The sequence below is a fragment of the Polyangium spumosum genome (genome assembly GCF_009649845.1).
Classification (GTDB): domain Bacteria; phylum Myxococcota_A; class Polyangia; order Polyangiales; family Polyangiaceae; genus Polyangium; species Polyangium spumosum.
The window spans coordinates 100652-118639 of record NZ_WJIE01000003.1 but is presented as its reverse complement, the minus strand read 5'-3'; the positions used below and the strand labels follow the sequence as shown (position 1 = coordinate 118639).

At 69.8% G+C, this 17988-nt stretch carries 12 protein-coding genes; 1 reads left to right on the top strand and 11 read right to left on the bottom strand.

All coding sequences use genetic code 11. From position 1 onward, the window contains the following. Window positions 1–352: 352 nt before the first annotated feature. The 3 genes from GF068_RS10555 to GF068_RS10545 form a co-directional block, all read right to left on the bottom strand. Window positions 353–490, bottom strand: a complete 138-nt coding sequence (locus GF068_RS10555; RefSeq protein WP_153819251.1) for a hypothetical protein — start codon at window positions 488–490, stop codon at window positions 353–355. 586 nt (window positions 491–1076) lie between these two features. Then, window positions 1077–2624, bottom strand: a complete 1548-nt coding sequence (locus GF068_RS10550) for a hypothetical protein (protein WP_153819250.1) — start codon at window positions 2622–2624, stop codon at window positions 1077–1079. A gap of 253 nt (window positions 2625–2877) precedes the next feature. Next, window positions 2878–4287: a sigma 54-interacting transcriptional regulator gene (locus GF068_RS10545; RefSeq protein WP_153819249.1), complete on the bottom strand. Its 1410-nt coding sequence runs from the start codon at window positions 4285–4287 to the stop codon at window positions 2878–2880. 316 nt (window positions 4288–4603) lie between these two features. Here GF068_RS10545 and GF068_RS10540 point away from each other — a divergent pair, with 316 nt between their 5' ends. Further along, window positions 4604–6934 carry a TonB family protein gene (locus GF068_RS10540; protein ID WP_153819248.1) on the top strand — a complete coding sequence of 777 codons (2331 nt, stop codon included), beginning with the start codon at window positions 4604–4606 and terminating at the stop codon, window positions 6932–6934. Here GF068_RS10540 and GF068_RS10535 read toward each other — a convergent pair whose 3' ends face one another. The 8 genes from GF068_RS10535 to GF068_RS10505 all read right to left on the bottom strand — a co-directional run bounded on the left by GF068_RS10535 (window position 6935) and on the right by GF068_RS10505 (window position 17982). Continuing rightward, complete coding sequence (locus GF068_RS10535) at window positions 6935–7558, bottom strand: hypothetical protein (protein WP_153819247.1); 624 nt, start codon at window positions 7556–7558, stop codon at window positions 6935–6937. A gap of 45 nt (window positions 7559–7603) precedes the next feature. Further along, a complete protein-coding gene (locus tag GF068_RS46195) occupies window positions 7604–8173 on the bottom strand; it encodes a C-type lectin domain-containing protein (RefSeq protein ID WP_170319413.1) in 570 nt (189 codons plus the stop codon). A gap of 59 nt (window positions 8174–8232) precedes the next feature. Further along, complete coding sequence (locus tag GF068_RS43460; protein ID WP_170319412.1) at window positions 8233–9249, bottom strand: hypothetical protein; 1017 nt, start codon at window positions 9247–9249, stop codon at window positions 8233–8235. 4 nt (window positions 9250–9253) lie between these two features. Further along, window positions 9254–10750, bottom strand: coding sequence for a serine/threonine protein kinase (locus GF068_RS10525; protein WP_170319411.1), 1497 nt, complete (start codon window positions 10748–10750; stop codon window positions 9254–9256). 174 nt (window positions 10751–10924) lie between these two features. Further along, window positions 10925–11785: an alpha/beta fold hydrolase gene (locus GF068_RS10520; RefSeq protein WP_170319410.1), complete on the bottom strand. Its 861-nt coding sequence runs from the start codon at window positions 11783–11785 to the stop codon at window positions 10925–10927. A 23-nt stretch (window positions 11786–11808) separates the two neighbouring features. Beyond that, the gene (locus GF068_RS10515; RefSeq protein WP_153819244.1) at window positions 11809–13122 is read right to left on the bottom strand and encodes a tetratricopeptide repeat protein; all 1314 of its coding nucleotides are present in this window, start codon (window positions 13120–13122) and stop codon (window positions 11809–11811) included. Between the two features lie 119 nt (window positions 13123–13241). Continuing rightward, window positions 13242–15134: a hypothetical protein gene (locus GF068_RS10510; RefSeq protein WP_153819243.1), complete on the bottom strand. Its 1893-nt coding sequence runs from the start codon at window positions 15132–15134 to the stop codon at window positions 13242–13244. Between the two features lie 190 nt (window positions 15135–15324). Further along, window positions 15325–17982, bottom strand: coding sequence for a M1 family aminopeptidase (locus GF068_RS10505; RefSeq protein ID WP_170319409.1), 2658 nt, complete (start codon window positions 17980–17982; stop codon window positions 15325–15327). Between the last annotated feature and the right edge of the window lie 6 nt (window positions 17983–17988).

The window sequence follows — 17988 nt, the reverse complement described above, 5'->3', positions numbered from 1 at the left end:
GCAGCGAGAAGAGCGATTCCTGATGCGGTGGAGGCATTTGTCGTGGGTGTCGGCGCTGGCGTTTCTTGGCGCATCGGTCGGAGCCGGTTGCCTGACGCTGGAGGCTGGGAATCCGCAAGGATCCGGGGGGCCCGGGGGAATGAGTGGGCAAGGGGGTGCGGGGGGACCGGGCGGGATGGGGGGCGCGGGCGCGGGGGGTGGCGGCAGCGGTCCGGGGTCGTCGGGCAGCGGTGGTTCGGCGGCTTGCATGGAGAACGGTGATTGCACGGGACCGTTCAAGGTATGCTACGAATACGTCTGCGAGGGGAGCGTCTGCATGCAGAAGCCGCAAGCTTACGGGGTCCCGGCTCCCTCACAGGTGTATGGCGACTGCCGCACGCTGGTCTGTGATGGTCAGGGGAACATCGTCGCAACCGAGGACTTCTTCGATCTCTTTGACGATGTTAACAGTTGTACCGTCGAGTACTGTTTGCAGGGCGTCATCGTTCATGACCCCTCATTTTACGCCGAGTCTTGCGGTGCCGGATTTTGCGACGACTACGGAAAATGTCGCGAGTGCGCAATCACGATGAATTGCACCGGTGGTCTGATTTGCCACGAAAACAGATGCGTCGCTTTGAATTGTGCGAACGGCGTGCTGGATGGAGCGGAGTCGGCCGTCGATTGCGGTGGTCCGTGCGCACCATGCAAGGATGGTAAGCCCTGCATCGTGAACGGGGATTGCCTGAGCGGCGTCTGCTCGGGGGCCAACGTGTGCCTGGCCCCCACGTGCGTGGATGGCAAGAGGAACGGGGAAGAAGCTGATATCGACTGCGGCGGACCGAGCTGCGCGCAGAAATGCGCCCCCGCTTCACCCTGTGCCTCGCACGGGGATTGCGCGAGCGGAGTCTGCGTCAAGGCCGTTTGTCAGGGGCCCAGCTGCAGCGACGGCACAAAGAACGGCAACGAGACAGGCATTGATTGCGGTGGGATCTGCGCTTCCTGTAGCCCGTGAAAAGCACCGCTCCCCATCCGTGCCGTCGCAGGACTGGAAACATCCCAGCGACCGGCACCGGAGGGCGTGGTGTGACTGATGCTCAGTGCGTGCGTCCAGTATGCTTGTTTACAGGGGTCGATTTCCCCGCGGCCAGCGCGAGGAGTTCGCACTTGCGTCGCTTGGGCTCGTCGTAACTCACGCTCACCTCGCAGGGATCACTCGTGACCACACGCGGAGACTGCGAGAGGAACGGCGATAGCTCGGACGGCACGCCGGTATCGCGATTCCTAATGTGGAGGTTCGACACGGTGTTGTCCGTCTCGAAGTAATGACATCCGCTGCACGTCGAGAAGGCAAAGAGACGTCGCGCAGTGCAGACGTTGGGGTCCATGTACGACATATCATTCGTTCGATTCCACTGAATCGCGTTTATGCCCGATCGGGAACGCGAGTCCCCTGCCAAAAAGTGCACGCCATTGTACATCGCGGGGACGACGTGCGTGCCATTGATGATGCTCGTCTGGTTCTCCGTCAGGAAGGCGTCCAGGGTGGTCGTCTGGTTCGTGACGTTGATGGGATCCCATACGCTGTCGTGCGGAGGCGTCTGCCCGGTGGTAGTGTTGACCAGGAACCTGTCGTTCGTTCCGCACGTCTGTCCAGGCAGGCAGCCAAGCTTGAACTCCCGCATCGACCAGACCTTCTGGGAGGCGATGGCGGGCGGGGGGTGGAATGTCTTTTCGTCGGAGCGTACCTGCGCGATCGAGCTGCCGTTATTGGGGTTACCCGCCACCAAGCCGTTCTTGACGAACCCCTCGGTGATGGTCTGAAGCGCGTTTTTGTAACCCGCGTCGAAGGTCGTGAAATTGCCGAGCGCACGCCAAGCGAGGGCCCACTGCTGCGCGGTGCGGTTGTTCGTCGGCAGCTTGTACTCGAAGATCATCGTCGCGTCCGGCAACTGCGTCGCGTTCGCGACGCTGTCGACGCTGTTCGGCACCTGCGTGAAGCCGAAAACGAATCGGCCCTCTCCCGCGTCACCGCCGCTGACGATGTTCCCGTAGGGGTCCACGCTGCCGGCGCCACCCGAACGGAGGTCGACGCGATTGAAGATGCCTAGCAGACGGAAGGGCGCGAGCTTGGGATTGAGGTTGCACGCACCTCCGAATTGATCGTACTTGAGGCCAATCGCGCAGCCACTCTTCTGCCGCCAAGGATCGATGATCAGGCTACGGATCGGCGTGCGCGCCTGGAGAGTCTGGCCGTTGACGACGATGTCGTCCGCCTCGAACGACTCTAGCCACTTGAGCACGAACCTCGACACGTTGTTGCTCCCAGCCATCTGCGACATCAGGTACCAGAAGCTCCACTTCCCGTTGATCTGCGTCTTGTTGGGATCGGTGCATAACGGGTTGTCCATGATCGTACGGCACGGATCATCTACGACCGCCGGATTGGTAATGACGAGCTCTTTGTCGTACTTGACGTTGGGGATCTGCGCGGCGAACCCCGGACACGCGGTGACCTCGGCCTGGCTCACCGAATCGGTCAGTCCCTCCTCCTCCGTGCCCTGATCCCAGCTCGTATCGGCCACACATGCCGCGAGACCGACGGCGACGAGACCTGCAATGCCACTATGAATGAAATTCTTCATGGTACTCTCCACAAGCGGGACGCTATCCGGGGCCGCGTTTCACCGTCACGTGTCCTAGCGGCGCCGACGGCGCGCTGTTCGTCAGGACGATAGGTGCACTCGTCGTGCCAACCCCGAAAACACGCCATTCGAGGGAGTTCGTTCGGAGCGTGCTCCGCGCTTGCGCAACACGGCTCGCGCAATCTTGCGCAACCTGAGCCCCACTTGCGCAAACCTACACAACCGCCCCCTCCCCGCCGGGGCGGGCTCCCCCTCACCGATTCTTCCGCGGCCTCGGGATTCCGTACAGGTCGAGCCGCGTCAAGAGCGTCCTCCGCGAGATCCCCAGCATCTCCGCGGCCTTCGACTGATTGCCCCCGCAATACTCGAGCGCCTCCACGATGCGACGGCGCTCGTCCGCGCCCACCGGCACGCGAAGCGGCGCGATCGCCGGCTCCACGTCGCTCGGGCTCGACACGCGGGGCGGCGGCGGCGGGATCGTCACGAGCTCCGGGCTCGACTTCCGCCCGCCGGAGGGCCCTCGCCCGCCGAGCCCCAGATGGTCGGGCAGAATCGTCCCCCCCGCGCTCAGCACCACCGCCCGCTCGATCACGTTGCGTAACTCCCGGATGTTCCCCGGCCAGGCATGCCCGCGCAGCGCCTCCAGCGCTGCCTCGGACAGCCGCGGCTCCGCCCGCATGTTCATCTGCACCGCCGACCGCGCGATGAAGCTCCGTGCGATCGGCTCGATCTCCGACGTCCGCTCCCGCAGCGGCGGGATCTCGATCGTCACCCCATTCAGACGGAAATACAGATCCTGCCGGAACGCGCCGCGCGCCACCTCGTCCTCCAGATCGCGGTTCGTCGCCGACACGAAACGCACGTCGATCGGCTTCTTCTGCAGCCCGCCGACCCGCAGCACCTTCCGCTCCTCCAGCACCCGGAGGAGCTTCACCTGCACCGACACCGGCAGCTCACCCACCTCGTCCAGGAAGACCGTCCCGCCCGCGGCCACCTCGAAGAGCCCCGGTTTGGCCCGGGTCGCGCCGGTGAACGCCCCCGCCTCGTGCCCGAACAGCTCGCTCTCCAGCAGCGATTCGTGGATCGCTGCGCAATTCAGGCAAACGAGCGGCCCCCGCGCCCGCGTCGAGCGCCGGTGAATGGCCTCCGCCATCACCTCCTTGCCCACCCCCGTCTCGCCCAGCAAGAGCACGCTGATCGCGCTCTGTGCCACGAGGTCCACGAGCTCGTAGAGCTTCCGCATGGCGCTGTCGTGGACGACCGGCACGGAGAAGGAGCGGACGACGCGGGACGATGCGGGGTTCTCCTCGGCGTCCCCGCGTTGCACGACGAGCAGCGTCGCCCCGAGCTGCACCCCGTCTCCGAGCGCGATGTCCATCGAATGCCCCGGCGAGACCCGCCGCTCGACGATTCGCGCCGTCCCGTCCGACTCCTCGGACGTCATCACGCGCAGCCCGTTCGAGCTCCCCGTGTCCTCGACGCGCAGTGGCGGACCGAGGTCGAGGACCGCGTGCCGGCGCGAAACGGACGGGTCGTGCAGGTGGACTTGATTCCGGGGATCACGCCCGATCGTGAGCCGACCGGAGGCTGGTAGTCGCCGCGTGCTCGTCGCGTCGGACGTGGTGATGACGAGCTCGAGCGGGCCGAGGTCCCTCTTCGTCATCCGGGGGCCTCCCCGATATCCCCCCCGGTCTCGTGCTCTCGACAGGACGTGTGGCGCTCGAGCCTCGCTCTCCGAGCGATGGTGCAGTAACAATCGTCACGTGACCCGCGGCGACTCACAGCGCACATCTTGAACCTGTCGATGAAAAACCGACTCTTCCAGGTTACATCTTCTTTGGTAGTGAAAGCAACTACGTTCTTCCAGAAGTACCAGGGTGGGGAATGCCGTGACCATGCGTGTTACTTCGTACGGGCATGACCCTCCAGACGGATTCCAGAGGCATCGGCGACGTCCACGTGCGATCGTGCCCGCGGTGATGCGAAGCACGCTCTTCCTTTCTTCGTTCGTGCTCTCGGCGTTCCTTTTCCCGGCCGGATCCGCGCTCGCCGCCGAATCCCCGAAGCCCGCCCCCGCGCCGCCGCCCGCGCCCGTCCTCGTCCCGCCCCGGCCCCTCGCCGCCCTGGAGGCCGCCTATCCCGAGGTGCCGGGGCTCACGGGCGAGGCGGACGTCGTGCTCGACGTCACGGTCGCCGCGGATGGAAGCGTCAAGGAGGCGCGGATCTTCTCGGGGGACGCGCCCTTCACGGACGCCGCGACCCGCGCCGCGCCGGGCTGGCGCTTCGAGCCGGCGACGCGCGACGGGAAGCCCATTCCTGCGCGAATTCGTGTCCTCGTCCATTTCACGCCCCCCGAGCCGGCCGCCGAGGAGCCCGCCGCCGAGGCCGCCGCGCCCGGAAAAACCCCGGCCCCGAAGCCGGCGGGCCCCGCGCCGATCGAGGTCATCGCCCTCGGCGAGCGCCGCGCCGCCGGCACCTCCTCGCTCGGGCGCGCCGAGGTCCGCGTCCTGCCGGGCGCGTTCGGCGATCCTTTTCGCGCGATCGAGTCCCTGCCCGGCGTCACGCCCATCTTCTCGGGGTTGCCCTTCTTCTACATTCGCGGCGCTCCGCCCGGCAACGTCGGGTATTACCTCGACAACGTCCGCGTCCCTTATCTTTATCACCTCGCCCTCGGCCCCTCGGTCGTCAACCCGGCGATCGTCGACCGGGTCGACCTCTATCCGGGCGGTTATCCCGCGCAATATGGCCGTTTCGCGGGCGGCATCGTGGCGGGCGAGACGACGAAGCCCAAGGGCGAGCTGCACGGCGAGGCGAACATCCGCGTCTTCGACGCCGGCGCCATGGTCGAGACCCCGATCGGCGACCGCGCCACCGTCATGGCCGGCGGCCGATTCTCGTACACCGCGGCCGCGCTCTCCCTGCTCGCGCCCGACACCACCCTCAATTACTGGGACTACCAGGCCCGCGCGACCTTCGACGTCACCCCCACGGACAGGCTCACCCTGTTCGCGTTCGGCGCCCACGATTACCTCGGCGCCATCGAAGGCGGAGAGGAGCAGGGCCTCTTCGACGTCCAGTTCCACCGCATCGATCTCCGTTACGACAAGGACATCAGCCCCCGCACGCGCCTGCGCCAGGCGATCTCGTTCGGCTACGACCGGACGGCCGTCGGCGGCCAGGAGGGCATTTATGCGCGCGATTTTCTCTTCAGCGCGCGCAGCCAGATCCTCCACCGCAGGAGCGAGACCCTGCTCCTCCGGGCCGGCGTGGACGCGAACTACGACCATTACGATCTCGTCGTCGGGGGCAACGTGGACCCGGAAGAAGGCGATCAGACGCAGACCTTCCTCGACCAGTTTTTCCCGCCGCGACAGGACATCGCGGTCGGGTTTTACGCGGACGCCGTCCTCGACGCCGGCCGCGGGGTCGAGTTCACCCCCGGCGCGCGTATCGACCTCTGGGGCTCGGGCGGCGTGACCGCGCTGAGCGCCGACGTGCGGCTCGCCATGAAGGTCCCCATCCTCCCCCGCATGAAGCTCGTCTCCGCGATGGGCCTCGCCCACCAGCCGCCCGGCTTCGTCTTGCCCGTCCCCGGCATCTCCATCGGCAGGCTCGCCGGGGGCTTGCAAAGGAGCGTCCAGACGAGCACCGGCCTCGACGTGAAATTGCCCTGGGGCTTCGAGGCGACGGGCACGTTTTTCCTCAATGGCTTCTTCAACATGTCCGACGCGCTCGACACCGCCTCCCGGGGCATCCAGCAAGGCCCGGTCGGGCCCGGCGGAGGCCCGCCGGGGGGGCCGCCCGAGAATGACGACGGCGGCCCGAATCAGCTCGCCGAGCGCGCCCTCGGCACGGCGGTGGGGCTCGAGCTGTACATTCGCCGCAAGCTGACGGAGCGGCTCGGCGGATACATCGCGTATACGTTGTCGCGATCGTCGAGGAGCCTCAATTTCTCCTCGGGCCCGGCGCAATTCGACAGGACCCACGTGCTGAACGGCGCCGTCTCCTGGGACGCCGGCAAGGGCTGGCGCCTCGGCTCGCGCCTCGTCTTTTACACGGGCCTTCCCGTCACGCCCGCGAACGCCGCGATCTGGGGCAAGAGCCGCACGGACCCGTTCTTCCGCATCGACGCGCGTATCGAGAAGCGCTGGAACCTGAAGAAACGCGGCTGGGTCTCGCTCGTGATCGAGATGCTGAACGCGACGCTCAGCACCGAGCAGACGGGCATCGAATGCAAGAGGAACGAGTGCGAGCCGCAGGAGATCGGGCCCGTCACGGTCCCGAGCATCGGCGTCGAGGGCGGGTTGTAATCACTTCACCTTGCAGCGCCCGCCCGCGCCAGCCAGGGACCGGCCATACGGCACCTTCGGCCCCTTGGGTTTCACGTACACCGCGCCGCCCGGCCCGGGCCGCGGGACGACGGCCCCCGAGGCCTGCGGGCGGCCCGGCGAGAGCTCCTCGATGATCACGACCACGTCGGCGCCGTCCTGCTCGACCCCCGCGATGCTCGGCCGCCGCGGCGCGTCCTCGGCCTGCCCGGGGCAAGGCACGCCCTTGCCGCTCACGGCGACCACCGCCACGTCCGCGCCGAGCTTCGGCGCCTCGGAGCGCCACGAGAAGCGCGGATCCCCCGGCTCACCCACCACGACCGCGAGGCACGAACACACGGCCTGCCGGGGCGCGTCCTTCGTGAGGCTCACGTCGTGCCGCACGCGTTTTTCCGTGGGCGGCGTCGCGCCACCCACCCCCGTGAGGGGCGTGGGCGCCTGATCGAGCTCGCTCAGCTTCTCGGTGCGGCGGAGCGGCTGGCCCGTGGGATCCACGAGGACCTCGGACCAGCCGTCGGGGTTCGCCGGCGAGTGTTGCTCTCCGCCGCAGCCGAGGGAGAGGGCGAACACGAGCACGAACGAAAGGGGCAGGGGTGCCTTCCGCATACCGGCGCGAGGATCGCACCTCCGCCCCGGCGGCGACAAGAAAACTCAAGGCGGGAGCTTCATTTCGCAGAGAAACCCCCGCTTCTCGCCGCAGGGCCGGTCGTCGAACGAAGCCGCGGTCCCCGGCGCGGCCGAGAGCATCACGCAGTCCTGCTTGTTGCCCTGGTCGCCGGGCTTTTCCTCCTTCCACGCCGTGTACCCCCACGGCTCGCCGTTCGACCACGCGAACGTGCCCTCGACCTCCCGGTCCGTCCCGCCGATCCAGACGTCACCCGTCACCACGCTCGCCACGAACCAGAACTCCTCGGCCGAGCTCAGCGCGGCGAGATCGGCGCCGAGCTCCACGCATTGCTCACGCGCGTTGCTCCAGTCGACGGAATCGCCATGGTGCAAATAACACGAGCCCGTCGTGGGCGATTTCCATTGCCAGGGCAGAGGGCAATCGCCGGGGCAGCTCCGGCACGAGGGGTCCCCGCCCTCGCCGCCCGCCCCGCCGCTCCCCTCGGACGAGCCCTGGCAGCCCGTCTGATCGATACGCGTGCCGTCCTCGCAGAGCGCGAGCACGCCCTCCTCGATGCCGGCGATCGCATTGCAGCCGAGGGCCTGGCCGAGCACGAGGAGCCCGAGCCACCAAAAGGGACGCCCGCGAGGCCGCCCCGTTTGTCGTTTTTCGCTCAAAACACACCTCCGACCACGAGCCCCGCGCCCGACCCCACCGCGCCGACGCCGGCACGCGCGGGCGTGCCGGCTGGCGCCGTGAGATATAGGACGAGCCCCCCCGCCGCCGCCAGGGCGCCAGCGAGGATCGTGCCCGTGGCCGCGTCGCCGCGCATTCGCGCCTCGCCGCGGAGCGCGACCCCCGTCGCGTCGCAGAGGTTGCCCTCGATGCAATGGGCCGCCGAGGCGTCTCTCCCCGCGATGGCCTGCACCCCGAGGATCGAGCCCGCGACGACCGAGACGACGCCCGCGCCTCCCAGCGCGACGCCCGCGACCCTCTGCACCGTCCCGCGCGAATGCGAGGGCGGCGTCGGCGCCGCCGCGGGCTTCGGCTCCGGCAGCTCCGCGAGCTCCGGAATGGCCGTCGTCACCTGCGTGGCCTCGCCCGCGGGCACCACCACCTCCACGCGGAAGGGGCGTTTGCCCCGGGCCATCGCCTCGATGACGTGTTTGCCCGGGTCGACGGGCACGGCCGTCCCCCAGAGCGCGCGCCCGAGGGGCTGGCCGTCCTTGCGAATCTCCAGATCGGTGAGGTGATCGGCCCACGGCGCCGTGACCACGAGCCGCGCGAGCCTCGGCTCGAGCGCCGCGGCCCGCTCGCGCGCCACCGTCTCGCGCTCGACCTGGCCTTTTTCACGCGCGGCATACGCGGCCGCCCGGAACTCGGCCCAGGCGCTCGCGGTGCGCCCGATTTTCTCCAGGCAATCGGCGAGGTTCAGGAGCGTCCCCACGCCCGCGTCGAGCCGCTGGCTCTCGGCGAATTTGGGGCAGGCCACCGCATATTGCCCCTCGCGCATGAGCCGTTTGCCATCGTCGAAGAGCACCTCCGCGGCGGCCCGACGCGCGGCGTGGTCCCCCTCCTCGGGCGGCGCCGCGGCGGCGCGGCCGGAGGCGAGCGCGAGGGCGAGGGCGGCTGCGGGCGCGAGGACGTCCCACCGCCGGCGAGGATGTGCGGCGCGTCTCGGGTTGGTCATCATATCACTCGCGGTCCGCGAAGGGATTCGGCTTCTGCGCGGACGACGACGGAGGTTTGTCCGGAGACCTGTCCGTCGCTCCCTGCGTTCGTGGCCTGTGCCAGCCGCCGGGCGGGGGCTTGATCGCAGGGCGCGGCGCGGGCCGCGTCTCTTCCACGACCCGCGGCGGCGCCTTCGTCTCCGTGGCCTCGGGCGAGGGCTTCGGCGGCGTCACCTTCGCGAATGCCGAGGCGAGCGAGGCCTCGATTCCGCCGCGCGCCTGCGCCGCGGCCACCTCCGGCGTCGCGTACACGCTTCGAAGCCGGATCCCCGCGCCACCTGCGAGGACGAGCGCCGCGAAGACCACGAGGACCGAGAGGGGCCGCGGCAAGCGTGGCCATTTCGAGGACGCGGCCCCGCGCTCGAGCACGGCGGTCGCCGCCACGGGCGGCGTCGAATGCAAGGGCGACAAGAAGATACGCGGATCGGTCAGCGTCGGGCTCGTGCACGCGTCGTTCAGGGCGGCGCGCCCGTTCGGGGTTCGATCCGCGGCCTGCCCGCGAGAGAGCAGGCGCATGGCCCGTTCGCTCGACGCGATGGCCCCGGGCCGGCCGAAGGGCGAGAGCGCGACCGCGAGCTCGGCGACGTTCGTGTATCTATCGGCCGGGTTTTTCTCGAGGCAACGCAGGATGGCCGCGTCGAGCTCGGGCGGCACCTCCGGCATGCGTGAATGGAGCGGCGTCGGCGGGTCCTTCAGGATGGCCGCGCAGAGCTCGGGCAAGCTTTGCCAGGGGAACGGTCCTTCCCCCGCGATGAGCTCGTAGAGGGTCACGCCGATGGACCAGATGTCGGAGCGCGGATCGGCGTCGCGCGTCGCGCGGAGCTGCTCGGGCGACATGTACATCGGCGATCCGATCACGGCGGACGTCGTCGTGAGCGGCCCGCCGCGCGCCGACGACGATTCGGAGTCGAGAGAGAACTTGGAAATGCCAAAATCGAGCACCTTCACGGAGCGGGATCCGTCCGGGCGCCTGGCGAGGAACAGGTTGTCGGGCTTGAGGTCGCGATGGACGATGCCGAGGGAATGGGCCTCGGCGATCGCCTCGCACGCCTCGAGCACGTACGAGACGGCGTCTTCGATGGGGAGGGGGCCGCTGCGGGCGAGGTGCGCGCCGAGGTCCGAGCCCTCGAGCAGCTCGAGCACCATGTAGGGCTGGCCGCTCGGCAATCGCCCGATATCGAGGACACGCGTCGCGTGTTCGTTCTGGATCATGGCCGCGGCCCTGGCCTCGCGGGCGAACCGGGCGACGACCTCCTCGTTCTGGACAGCGGATTTGAGCAGGAACTTGAGCGCGACTTTGTGCCCGAGCTCGACGTGCGTGGCGGCCACGATCACGCCCATGCCGCCTTTGCCGAGGACACGCAGGACGCGATACTTGCCATCGAGGACGTCGCCGATGGCCACGGGCAGACCCGAAGGCTCGTCCTCCCACGACGAATCCGACCTGCGCTCGACCTGCATTCGTCCCCCCCGCCCGACGATCTCCCGTGCGTCTGCGACCTCGCACACCATAGCGCAGGGCCCATCTCTCGCCCGTGCCTGAGCGCCGGTATTCTCCCGTACGGTGTTTTTTAAGGGGACACGAACGTCCGCGGCGGCGCGTGGTCTCTGGTTATCCGCGCCGGGCGCAAGCCTTCACGACAGGGCGCGCAGGAACGCGAGCAAGACGGTATCGAATCGATCCGCCTCCTCGTAATGCGGATTGTGCCCGCTACGCTCGAGGATGTCGAGGCGGCCGCGCGGCAGCTTCTCGATGGACTCGGCCCAGAGCTCGACAGGGCAGACGTAATCGTATCGGCCCGAGAGGGCGAGGACGGGGCAAGGGATCTCGCCGAGCGCCGGGACGAGGCTGAAGCGCCCCGCCTCCGGGACGATCACCGATTGCATGTAACGAGCGAATCCCCTCGGAGCGCCGCCCCAGAGGGCGCCGGCGTCGAGCGTCGGGTCGCGCCAGACGAGCGGATGCAGGGAAAGGTATCGACGGAGCGCGAGCTCGTCGGGATCCGTGGCGCTCGCATCGAGGGCGAGGAGCTCGGCCTGCTTCCGGGCGAGGAGCGCCTTTTCGCTCTCGCTCGCCTCGGCCTCCCACCGCGTGGTGCCCACGCTGAATGCGCGGCTGAAATCCGGAACGCTCCCCACGGCGACGACCGCGGCGACGTGCTCGGGGTGGCGCAGCCCGAGCGCGAGCGCGATCGCCCCGTGGTTCGAATGACCCATGACGACGGCCCGATCGATGCCGAGCCCCTCGCGTGCGGCGTCGAGGTCGTCGGCGAGCGTCGTGTACGTCGCGCCCTCGGGGGTCCCCGACGATTCGCCGGTCCCGCGCATCTCCACGTAGACGAGCGAATGGCTCTCGAGGAGCCGTCGGGAGAAGGTGCGGCGGTAGAATTCGACTCCGCAGCCCGTGGGCACGAGGATCGGAGGGCCCGAGCCCTCCGTGAGCACGTGGAGCTCGGCGCCGTCCACGCGGATCCGCCTGCTCGTGGATTCGGTCATTGGTTTTGCCCTGAAACAATCGATCAGAACGTGCCGACGCAGCCCACGCCGCCACCCTTGCCGTCCACGCCGGGCGCGCATTTCAGCGTGAATGCCGGCGCGCGTCCGACGTTCGGGCATTCGAGGTCGGGCGCCGAGCGCGTCACCGCGAAGACCACGATGCCCGTCGTGAGGGCGGCGGCGCCCAGGATGTACCCCACGACCTGGAGCCCGGTCGTCACCTTGATTCCGGATTCGATCGTGGGGCACTGGGCGCTCGCGCCCGAGGTGCCGCAGAGGTTCGCGTCGAAATTGTCGAGCCTGCCCGAATGCACGACCGACGCCGCGATCGCGCCGCCCACCACCGCGAGCCCGCCCACGCCGACCACGATCGGCCAGACGGGCGCCGTGGCCGCGACGACCGGCGCCCCGACCGCGCCGACGGGCGCCGTGACGGCGCCGATGGGGGCCCCGAGGTTCGGGGCGTCGAGCCCGACACTCGGAGCGTCGATCGTGGGGGTCGGAGCATTGACGCCGGCATGGGGCGCGGTCACGCCGCCGACGACGGGCGCCGTGATTCCGCCGACGGCTCCCGTGAGACCTCCCACCGGCTTTTTGAGCCCGCCCGTGAGCCCCCCGGCGAGCCCGCCGACCGTCCCTCCCACGGCTCCCGTGAGCCCTCCGGCGGCCACGCCCACGTCGGGCGTATCGAGCTTCGCGCTCGCGCGGGCCACGGCGCCCACGGCGACACGCGCGCGGACCGTCAAATCGGGCTTTCCGGGCGGGCGGACCACGACCGAGACGTCCCCCGGCGCGAGGTAAATGGGCGAGGTCATGGGTAATGCCGCCGCGACCTGCCCCCGCACGAGCACGAGGGCGCCGGGGAGGTCTCCCTCGACCACGAGGCCGCCGAGCTGTTGCGAGAGCTCACCGAGCGCGGCGTCGATCCTCGCGCGGACCGGCTCGTACGCCGCGCGCGCCTCCACGCGGAATCGATGCAACGCGAGCCAGGCTTCGTCGAGGCGCCCGACCGCCTGCAGGGCGAGGCCGAGGTCGCCGAGGATCGTCACGTCGCCCGAGAGCTCGAATGCGCGCTCCAGGTCCGGCAGCGCCTCTCTCCAACGACCCGCGTCGATGTTCACTTTGGCGCGGGCGCGCAGCTCGGCCACCTCTTGGGCACGCACGTCCACGGTCGCCTTCACGCCGGCGTCGACCCGCGGCGCCTCGGCCGAGAGGTCCCCGGAGAGCGCCGGCCTGCACTTCTGCTGGGTGGATCCGCAGCCCAGCAGGCCGGCGGCGAAGCTCGTCACGAGCAACAGCGGGGCGACGTGGAGGGAGCGGCGCTTCGAGGCTCTCATCCTTCGACCACATATCACGAAAAGCCGAGCTCTTTCAATTCCGAGCAGCGACACGGCGAGGCTCGACACGTTTGCGCGTCGCGGCAATGACCCGCCGGCTCATGGTTGCGGGCGCGCCCTCATTTCCAGCGCTCGGCCAGCTCCGGGAGGACCGTCACGGACATTTGCACGAGGTGCGCCATGTGTTGATCGGGCGTTTGCCCCGAATAACCACGCACGTGCAAGCCGCCTTTTTTGCCCTCCGTCGTCTGCTCGAGCTTCGTGTCCTGCGCGCCCTTGTTGAACGCCGCGAGCGCCGTCTTCGTGGTCACGCGCGGCGGCGTCGCCTGCGCCGCCGTCCGCTCGGCGCCCACCTCTCGCAGGAGCGCGTCCGCGGTCTCCGCCGTGCTCGCGTATTTCGTGCCCCCGATGTCCGAGTGCGTGATCGAAAAGAGCCGCTTCCCCTCGGCGGCGAGCTTCGCGAATCGCGTGAAGGGCGCGAGCCGCAGGGGGTCGACGGTCTTCGCCTTCGGGTCGAGGTAAGCGGCGTGGATCCCGTCGAGCACGAGCACCGAGTCGATCCGCTCCACGTTTTTCGTCACGTCGAGCAGCTTCGCGAGCGCCCCGTACCCCGCGCTCCACGAGCCCAGCGCGACGCGCCGCACCCTGGCGTCGCGCAGCCCTTGTTTCTTCGCGGTATCCTGGATTTTTTCGATCGTCAGGTCGAGCACGCCCGCGACCGAGAATTTGTCCTCGTACGGCCCGGAGCCATTGCCCGCGTTCACGACGTACACGATCGCGTTGACCCCGGCCGCGGCGACGCTCTCCTCGACGAGCTGCGTATTGCCGTGGAAATGCATGTACAGGTCGAACTCGCCGTCGTCGGAGCGGAACCTGGGCGGCACGTGCAGGAGGCCGCCGTTCACGAAGACGTGGCCCTCGCGCTTGAGCTTGTAATCGGCGCGCTTCTCGGGCGGGAGCTCGGGCTTCGGCGGGAGCTTCGGCGGCGGCATGTGCTCGGCGCGCAGGAGCTCCGAGGGGCCGCCGGTCGCCGCGGCGACCCCGCCCATGATCGCCGCCCCGAGCACGAGCGAGGAGGCCACGCCCCCGATCAAGGCTCGTCGCGCCGGTCTCGACAGGGCCTGCAGCGCGGAGGCGTCCTTGCGCGAACGCACGAGCCAGAACGCGGCGGCCGCGAGGAGGGCCGCGGCGAGCGAGATCGTCCCGAAAAAACCTCCGATCGCCCGCAATGCGAAGGCGTTCGTGACGGCGAGCAGCACGAGCGAGAGGACGGCCGCGAGGGCGGCGACGAGGGCCACGTGCTCGAACCCGAGTATTTTCCCGCCGCCGCTCGCATTGACGGACCCCAGGAGCGTCGACGCGCGCCCGGCGAGCTCCGCCGAAATCGCGCCCGCGGCGGGCGTTTGGGCCGGCGGAGGGGGAATGGCCGGCGGGCTCTCCGGCTCGGCGTTCACCGTCGCGGCCAATCCATCGGACGTCATGGGCGGCAGGTCCCCCGGCGCCGCGGGCGCCGTGGTCTCGACCGCCGGAGGCGCGGGCACGGTGGCTTCGAGGGGCTTCGGCTCCGCGGCGGCGGGAGGGTCGACCGGGACGGTCGCCGCGAGCGCGTCCTCTTTTTCCGGCGCGTCCGCGGCCGGCTCCGGCGGTGCGGCGCGGATCAAGGTGGGCCCGTCGAGCGTGGGCTCGGGCGCGGGGGAGGGCGCGGCAGGCCGCACAGCCCCGGGGGCGAACGGCAGCGGACCGCCGTTCGGCGGCAGCATGATCGTCTTCACTTGCGCGGCGAGCGGGCCCGCCTCGCTGGAGGCCGCTTTTTCTTCGGCAGGCGGCGAAGGCGCCCCGACGCCGCCCGCAGCGCCGACCTGGATCGCCGGCAAGGTCTGGTCTCGCGGGATCGCGTCGATCGGCACGAAGCCCTTCGCGCAGCGGGGGCAGGTCGTCTGCGCGCGTAATGCTTCGGTCTCGATGGATAATTTCTGCCCGCAGAAGGGGCAGTACAGTTGGATCGCTGCCATGTCGTCCGGCGATCGAGGTTATCCGAAGTGCCCGCCGGGCAGAAGCGGGGAATCGACGTGCGGATCGTGCGACGTCAAACGATCTTGGCAGGTTTTTCCGGTGGTTTGGTAAAAACGGTCAGGATTCGCCCGACCCTCCGACGCGGCGCCGACGATTGCAATCGCGACGGCGCGGCCTCGGCGAGCGCATTCACCGCGCCCCGATCCCGAGCCTCTTCCGCAGCCGCGGCGTCTCGCGCTCCCGCACCGCAATGCATTGATTCGCCTGCGCCTCGAGCGCCGCGAGCTTCTTCGGGCTCACGGAAGCCGCCTCGAAGATCGCCTTGAACACGCGCAAGGCGTCGTCCCGCGTCGCCACGTCACACGCCTCGCCCACCGCGCTCGACAGCTCGAGCAAGAGCCCCGCGCCGAACCGCGGGGCGAGCTCCGACCCACGCGCGCGGATCCACCCGAGCGACGTGGACAAGGTCTCCGGCGCGCGCGCCGACTCGTGGAACGCGCGGGCGAACTCGTGCGCCCGCAGCTCGCCGGCCCGCGCGATGTCGAGGCCACGGCCGAGCTCCGCCGGATCGCCGATCCTCCCGATCGCCCGCGCCGCGATGACCCGCTCCTCCGGCGTCGCCGAGAGCCGCACCGCGTCCCGGAGCGACCGGAGCCGCTCGTCCCCCCCGCTCCGCGCCGCGACGAGCAGCGCCACCGCCGTCGTGTCCGCGTCGATCGCGCGGGGATCGTCGAGGTACGCCGTCGCGCGTGTCGCCGCTTGCCGCAGCGTCCACGGCTCCTCCGCGAGCACGCCGAGCGCCTCGAGCACGGCCACGCGCGCGAGGCGCGTGGTGTCGTCGTCCTGCTTGCGTGTCGCCCAGCCGAGCTCCTTGCCGAGCGGCAAAAAGAGCGAGCTCACGAAGCGGCCGAGCGCCTCGCGTGACGCCGAGTCCGGCAGCACCACGCGGATCCACCGGAGGCTCTCCGTCATCTCGGCGAGCACGGCAGGGTGTCGCTCGCCCCGGAGCGACGCGAGCAGATCGAGGAGCGCGTCCGCGCCGAGCTCGCCGCTGCGCACGAGCGCGAGCGCGTTCGCCACGAGGCCCACGCGCTCGGCGGGAGAGAGCTTCTTCGCCACCTTCACGAGCGCGTCCCACGACGCGCGCGGCAGCACGAAACGATAGTACCCGCGCTCGTCCGCGTTCGGATGGATCCACGCCGGGCAGCCGCGCCGCGGGAGCTCGAGCGTCAGCCGATCCGAGAGCAGCCCGCACGCGGGCGCGCCTTCGCCCTCGTACGCGACGCACGCGGGCACGACGAACCCTCGCGCCGGCGAGGCGAGCGTGAGCTCGGCGCGCGGCGGTTTGTCCTTTTCGCAGGTGAGCTCGGCGCGCACGAGCGGCACGCCCGTTCGTTCGAGGAAGGGCCGCGCCACGGCGGCGACGTCCTTGCCCGAGACCTCGCCGAGCGCCCTGAGCAGCGCGTCCGTCGAGGCCGTGCCGTGCGCGTGCGCGGACGTGTGCGCGACGAGGCCCTTCTGCATCACGTCTTCGCCGAGCCAACCCTCCAGCATGCGGGCGAGGCTCGCGCCCTTCTCGTAGGTGATCGCGTCGAAGATGTCCTCGGCGTCTCCCGCGCTCACCACGGGCGCGCGCACCGCGCGGGAGGAGGGGAGCTCGTCGAGCTTCATGGCGAGGTGCTTGTCGCGCACGGCGAACGCGGCGGCGCTCGTGTCCTTCGTGATCGCGTCGACGACCTTCGCCGTCATCCACGTCGCGAGGCCCTCGTTCAGCCAGAGCTCGTCCCACCACGGCGGCCCGACGAGGTTGCCGAACCACTGATGCGAGAGCTCGTGCGCCACGATGGACGCCATCTCTTGCTTGCCTACCGCCGACGCCGCGTCGGGGTCGAGCAGCACGAGATCCTCGCGGAACGTCACGAGCCCCGGGTGCTCCATCGCCACGGCCATGAGGTCCGGGATCGCCACGAGATCGAGCTTTTTGTAAGGGTATGGCCGGCCGAAGAAGCCCGCGAGGATCCCGAGCTCGCGCGCCGCCGTGTCGAGCACGAGCTCGCCGAGCTTCGCCTTGCCTCGCGTCGTGATCAGGCGCAGCCGGATCGGATCCTTTTGACCACCAACGATCGTCTTCGCCTCGCGGACCTCGAGCGGCCCCACCGCGAGGGCGACGAGGTACGTCGGCAAGGGCTCGGTCGTGGCGAAGATGAACGTCTCGTGCGCGGCGTCCGGCGAGAGCGCGCGCCTGCTCTCCGGCGCGTTCGAGAGCGCGATCTGCCCCTTCGGCACCGTGACCTTCACGTCGAACGGCACCTTGAAGCCGGGCTCGTCGAAGCACGGGAAGACCCGCCGCGCGTCGACGGGCTCGAGCTGCGTGAAGGCGTACGACGCGCCCCGGTCCTCCACGCGGAACAGGCCCGCCGTGCCCTCGCCGAAGGGCGCGACCCAGGTGATCTCGATCGAAGCGCGCCCCGCTGGCAGCGGCGCGTCGAAGCCGAGCACGAGCTCGTCCGGCGTCGTCCGCCCCGCGCTCGGCCGCGTCGAGAGCTGCGCCTCCCGACGCTCGCCGGAGACCACCACCTGCGCCCGCTTGAGCTCGATGTCGGCCGCGTGCAGCACCACGTGCCTCGTCGGTCGGGGCAGCTCCACGTCGATCCGCACCTCGCCGGTGAAGCGTGGCTCCTTCGGGTTCACCCAGAGCGAGAGCGCATAGCGGAGCGGCCGCGCCGTGTCCGGCAGGCGGCCGTTCACGCGTGGCGGCGGAGGTGTCGGCGCCTCCTCGGCGGCCGTCCGCGTGGGCTCGACGCGGTAGACCGGCGCGTTCGGGATGCAGCCCGAGAGGGCCACCACGAGAGG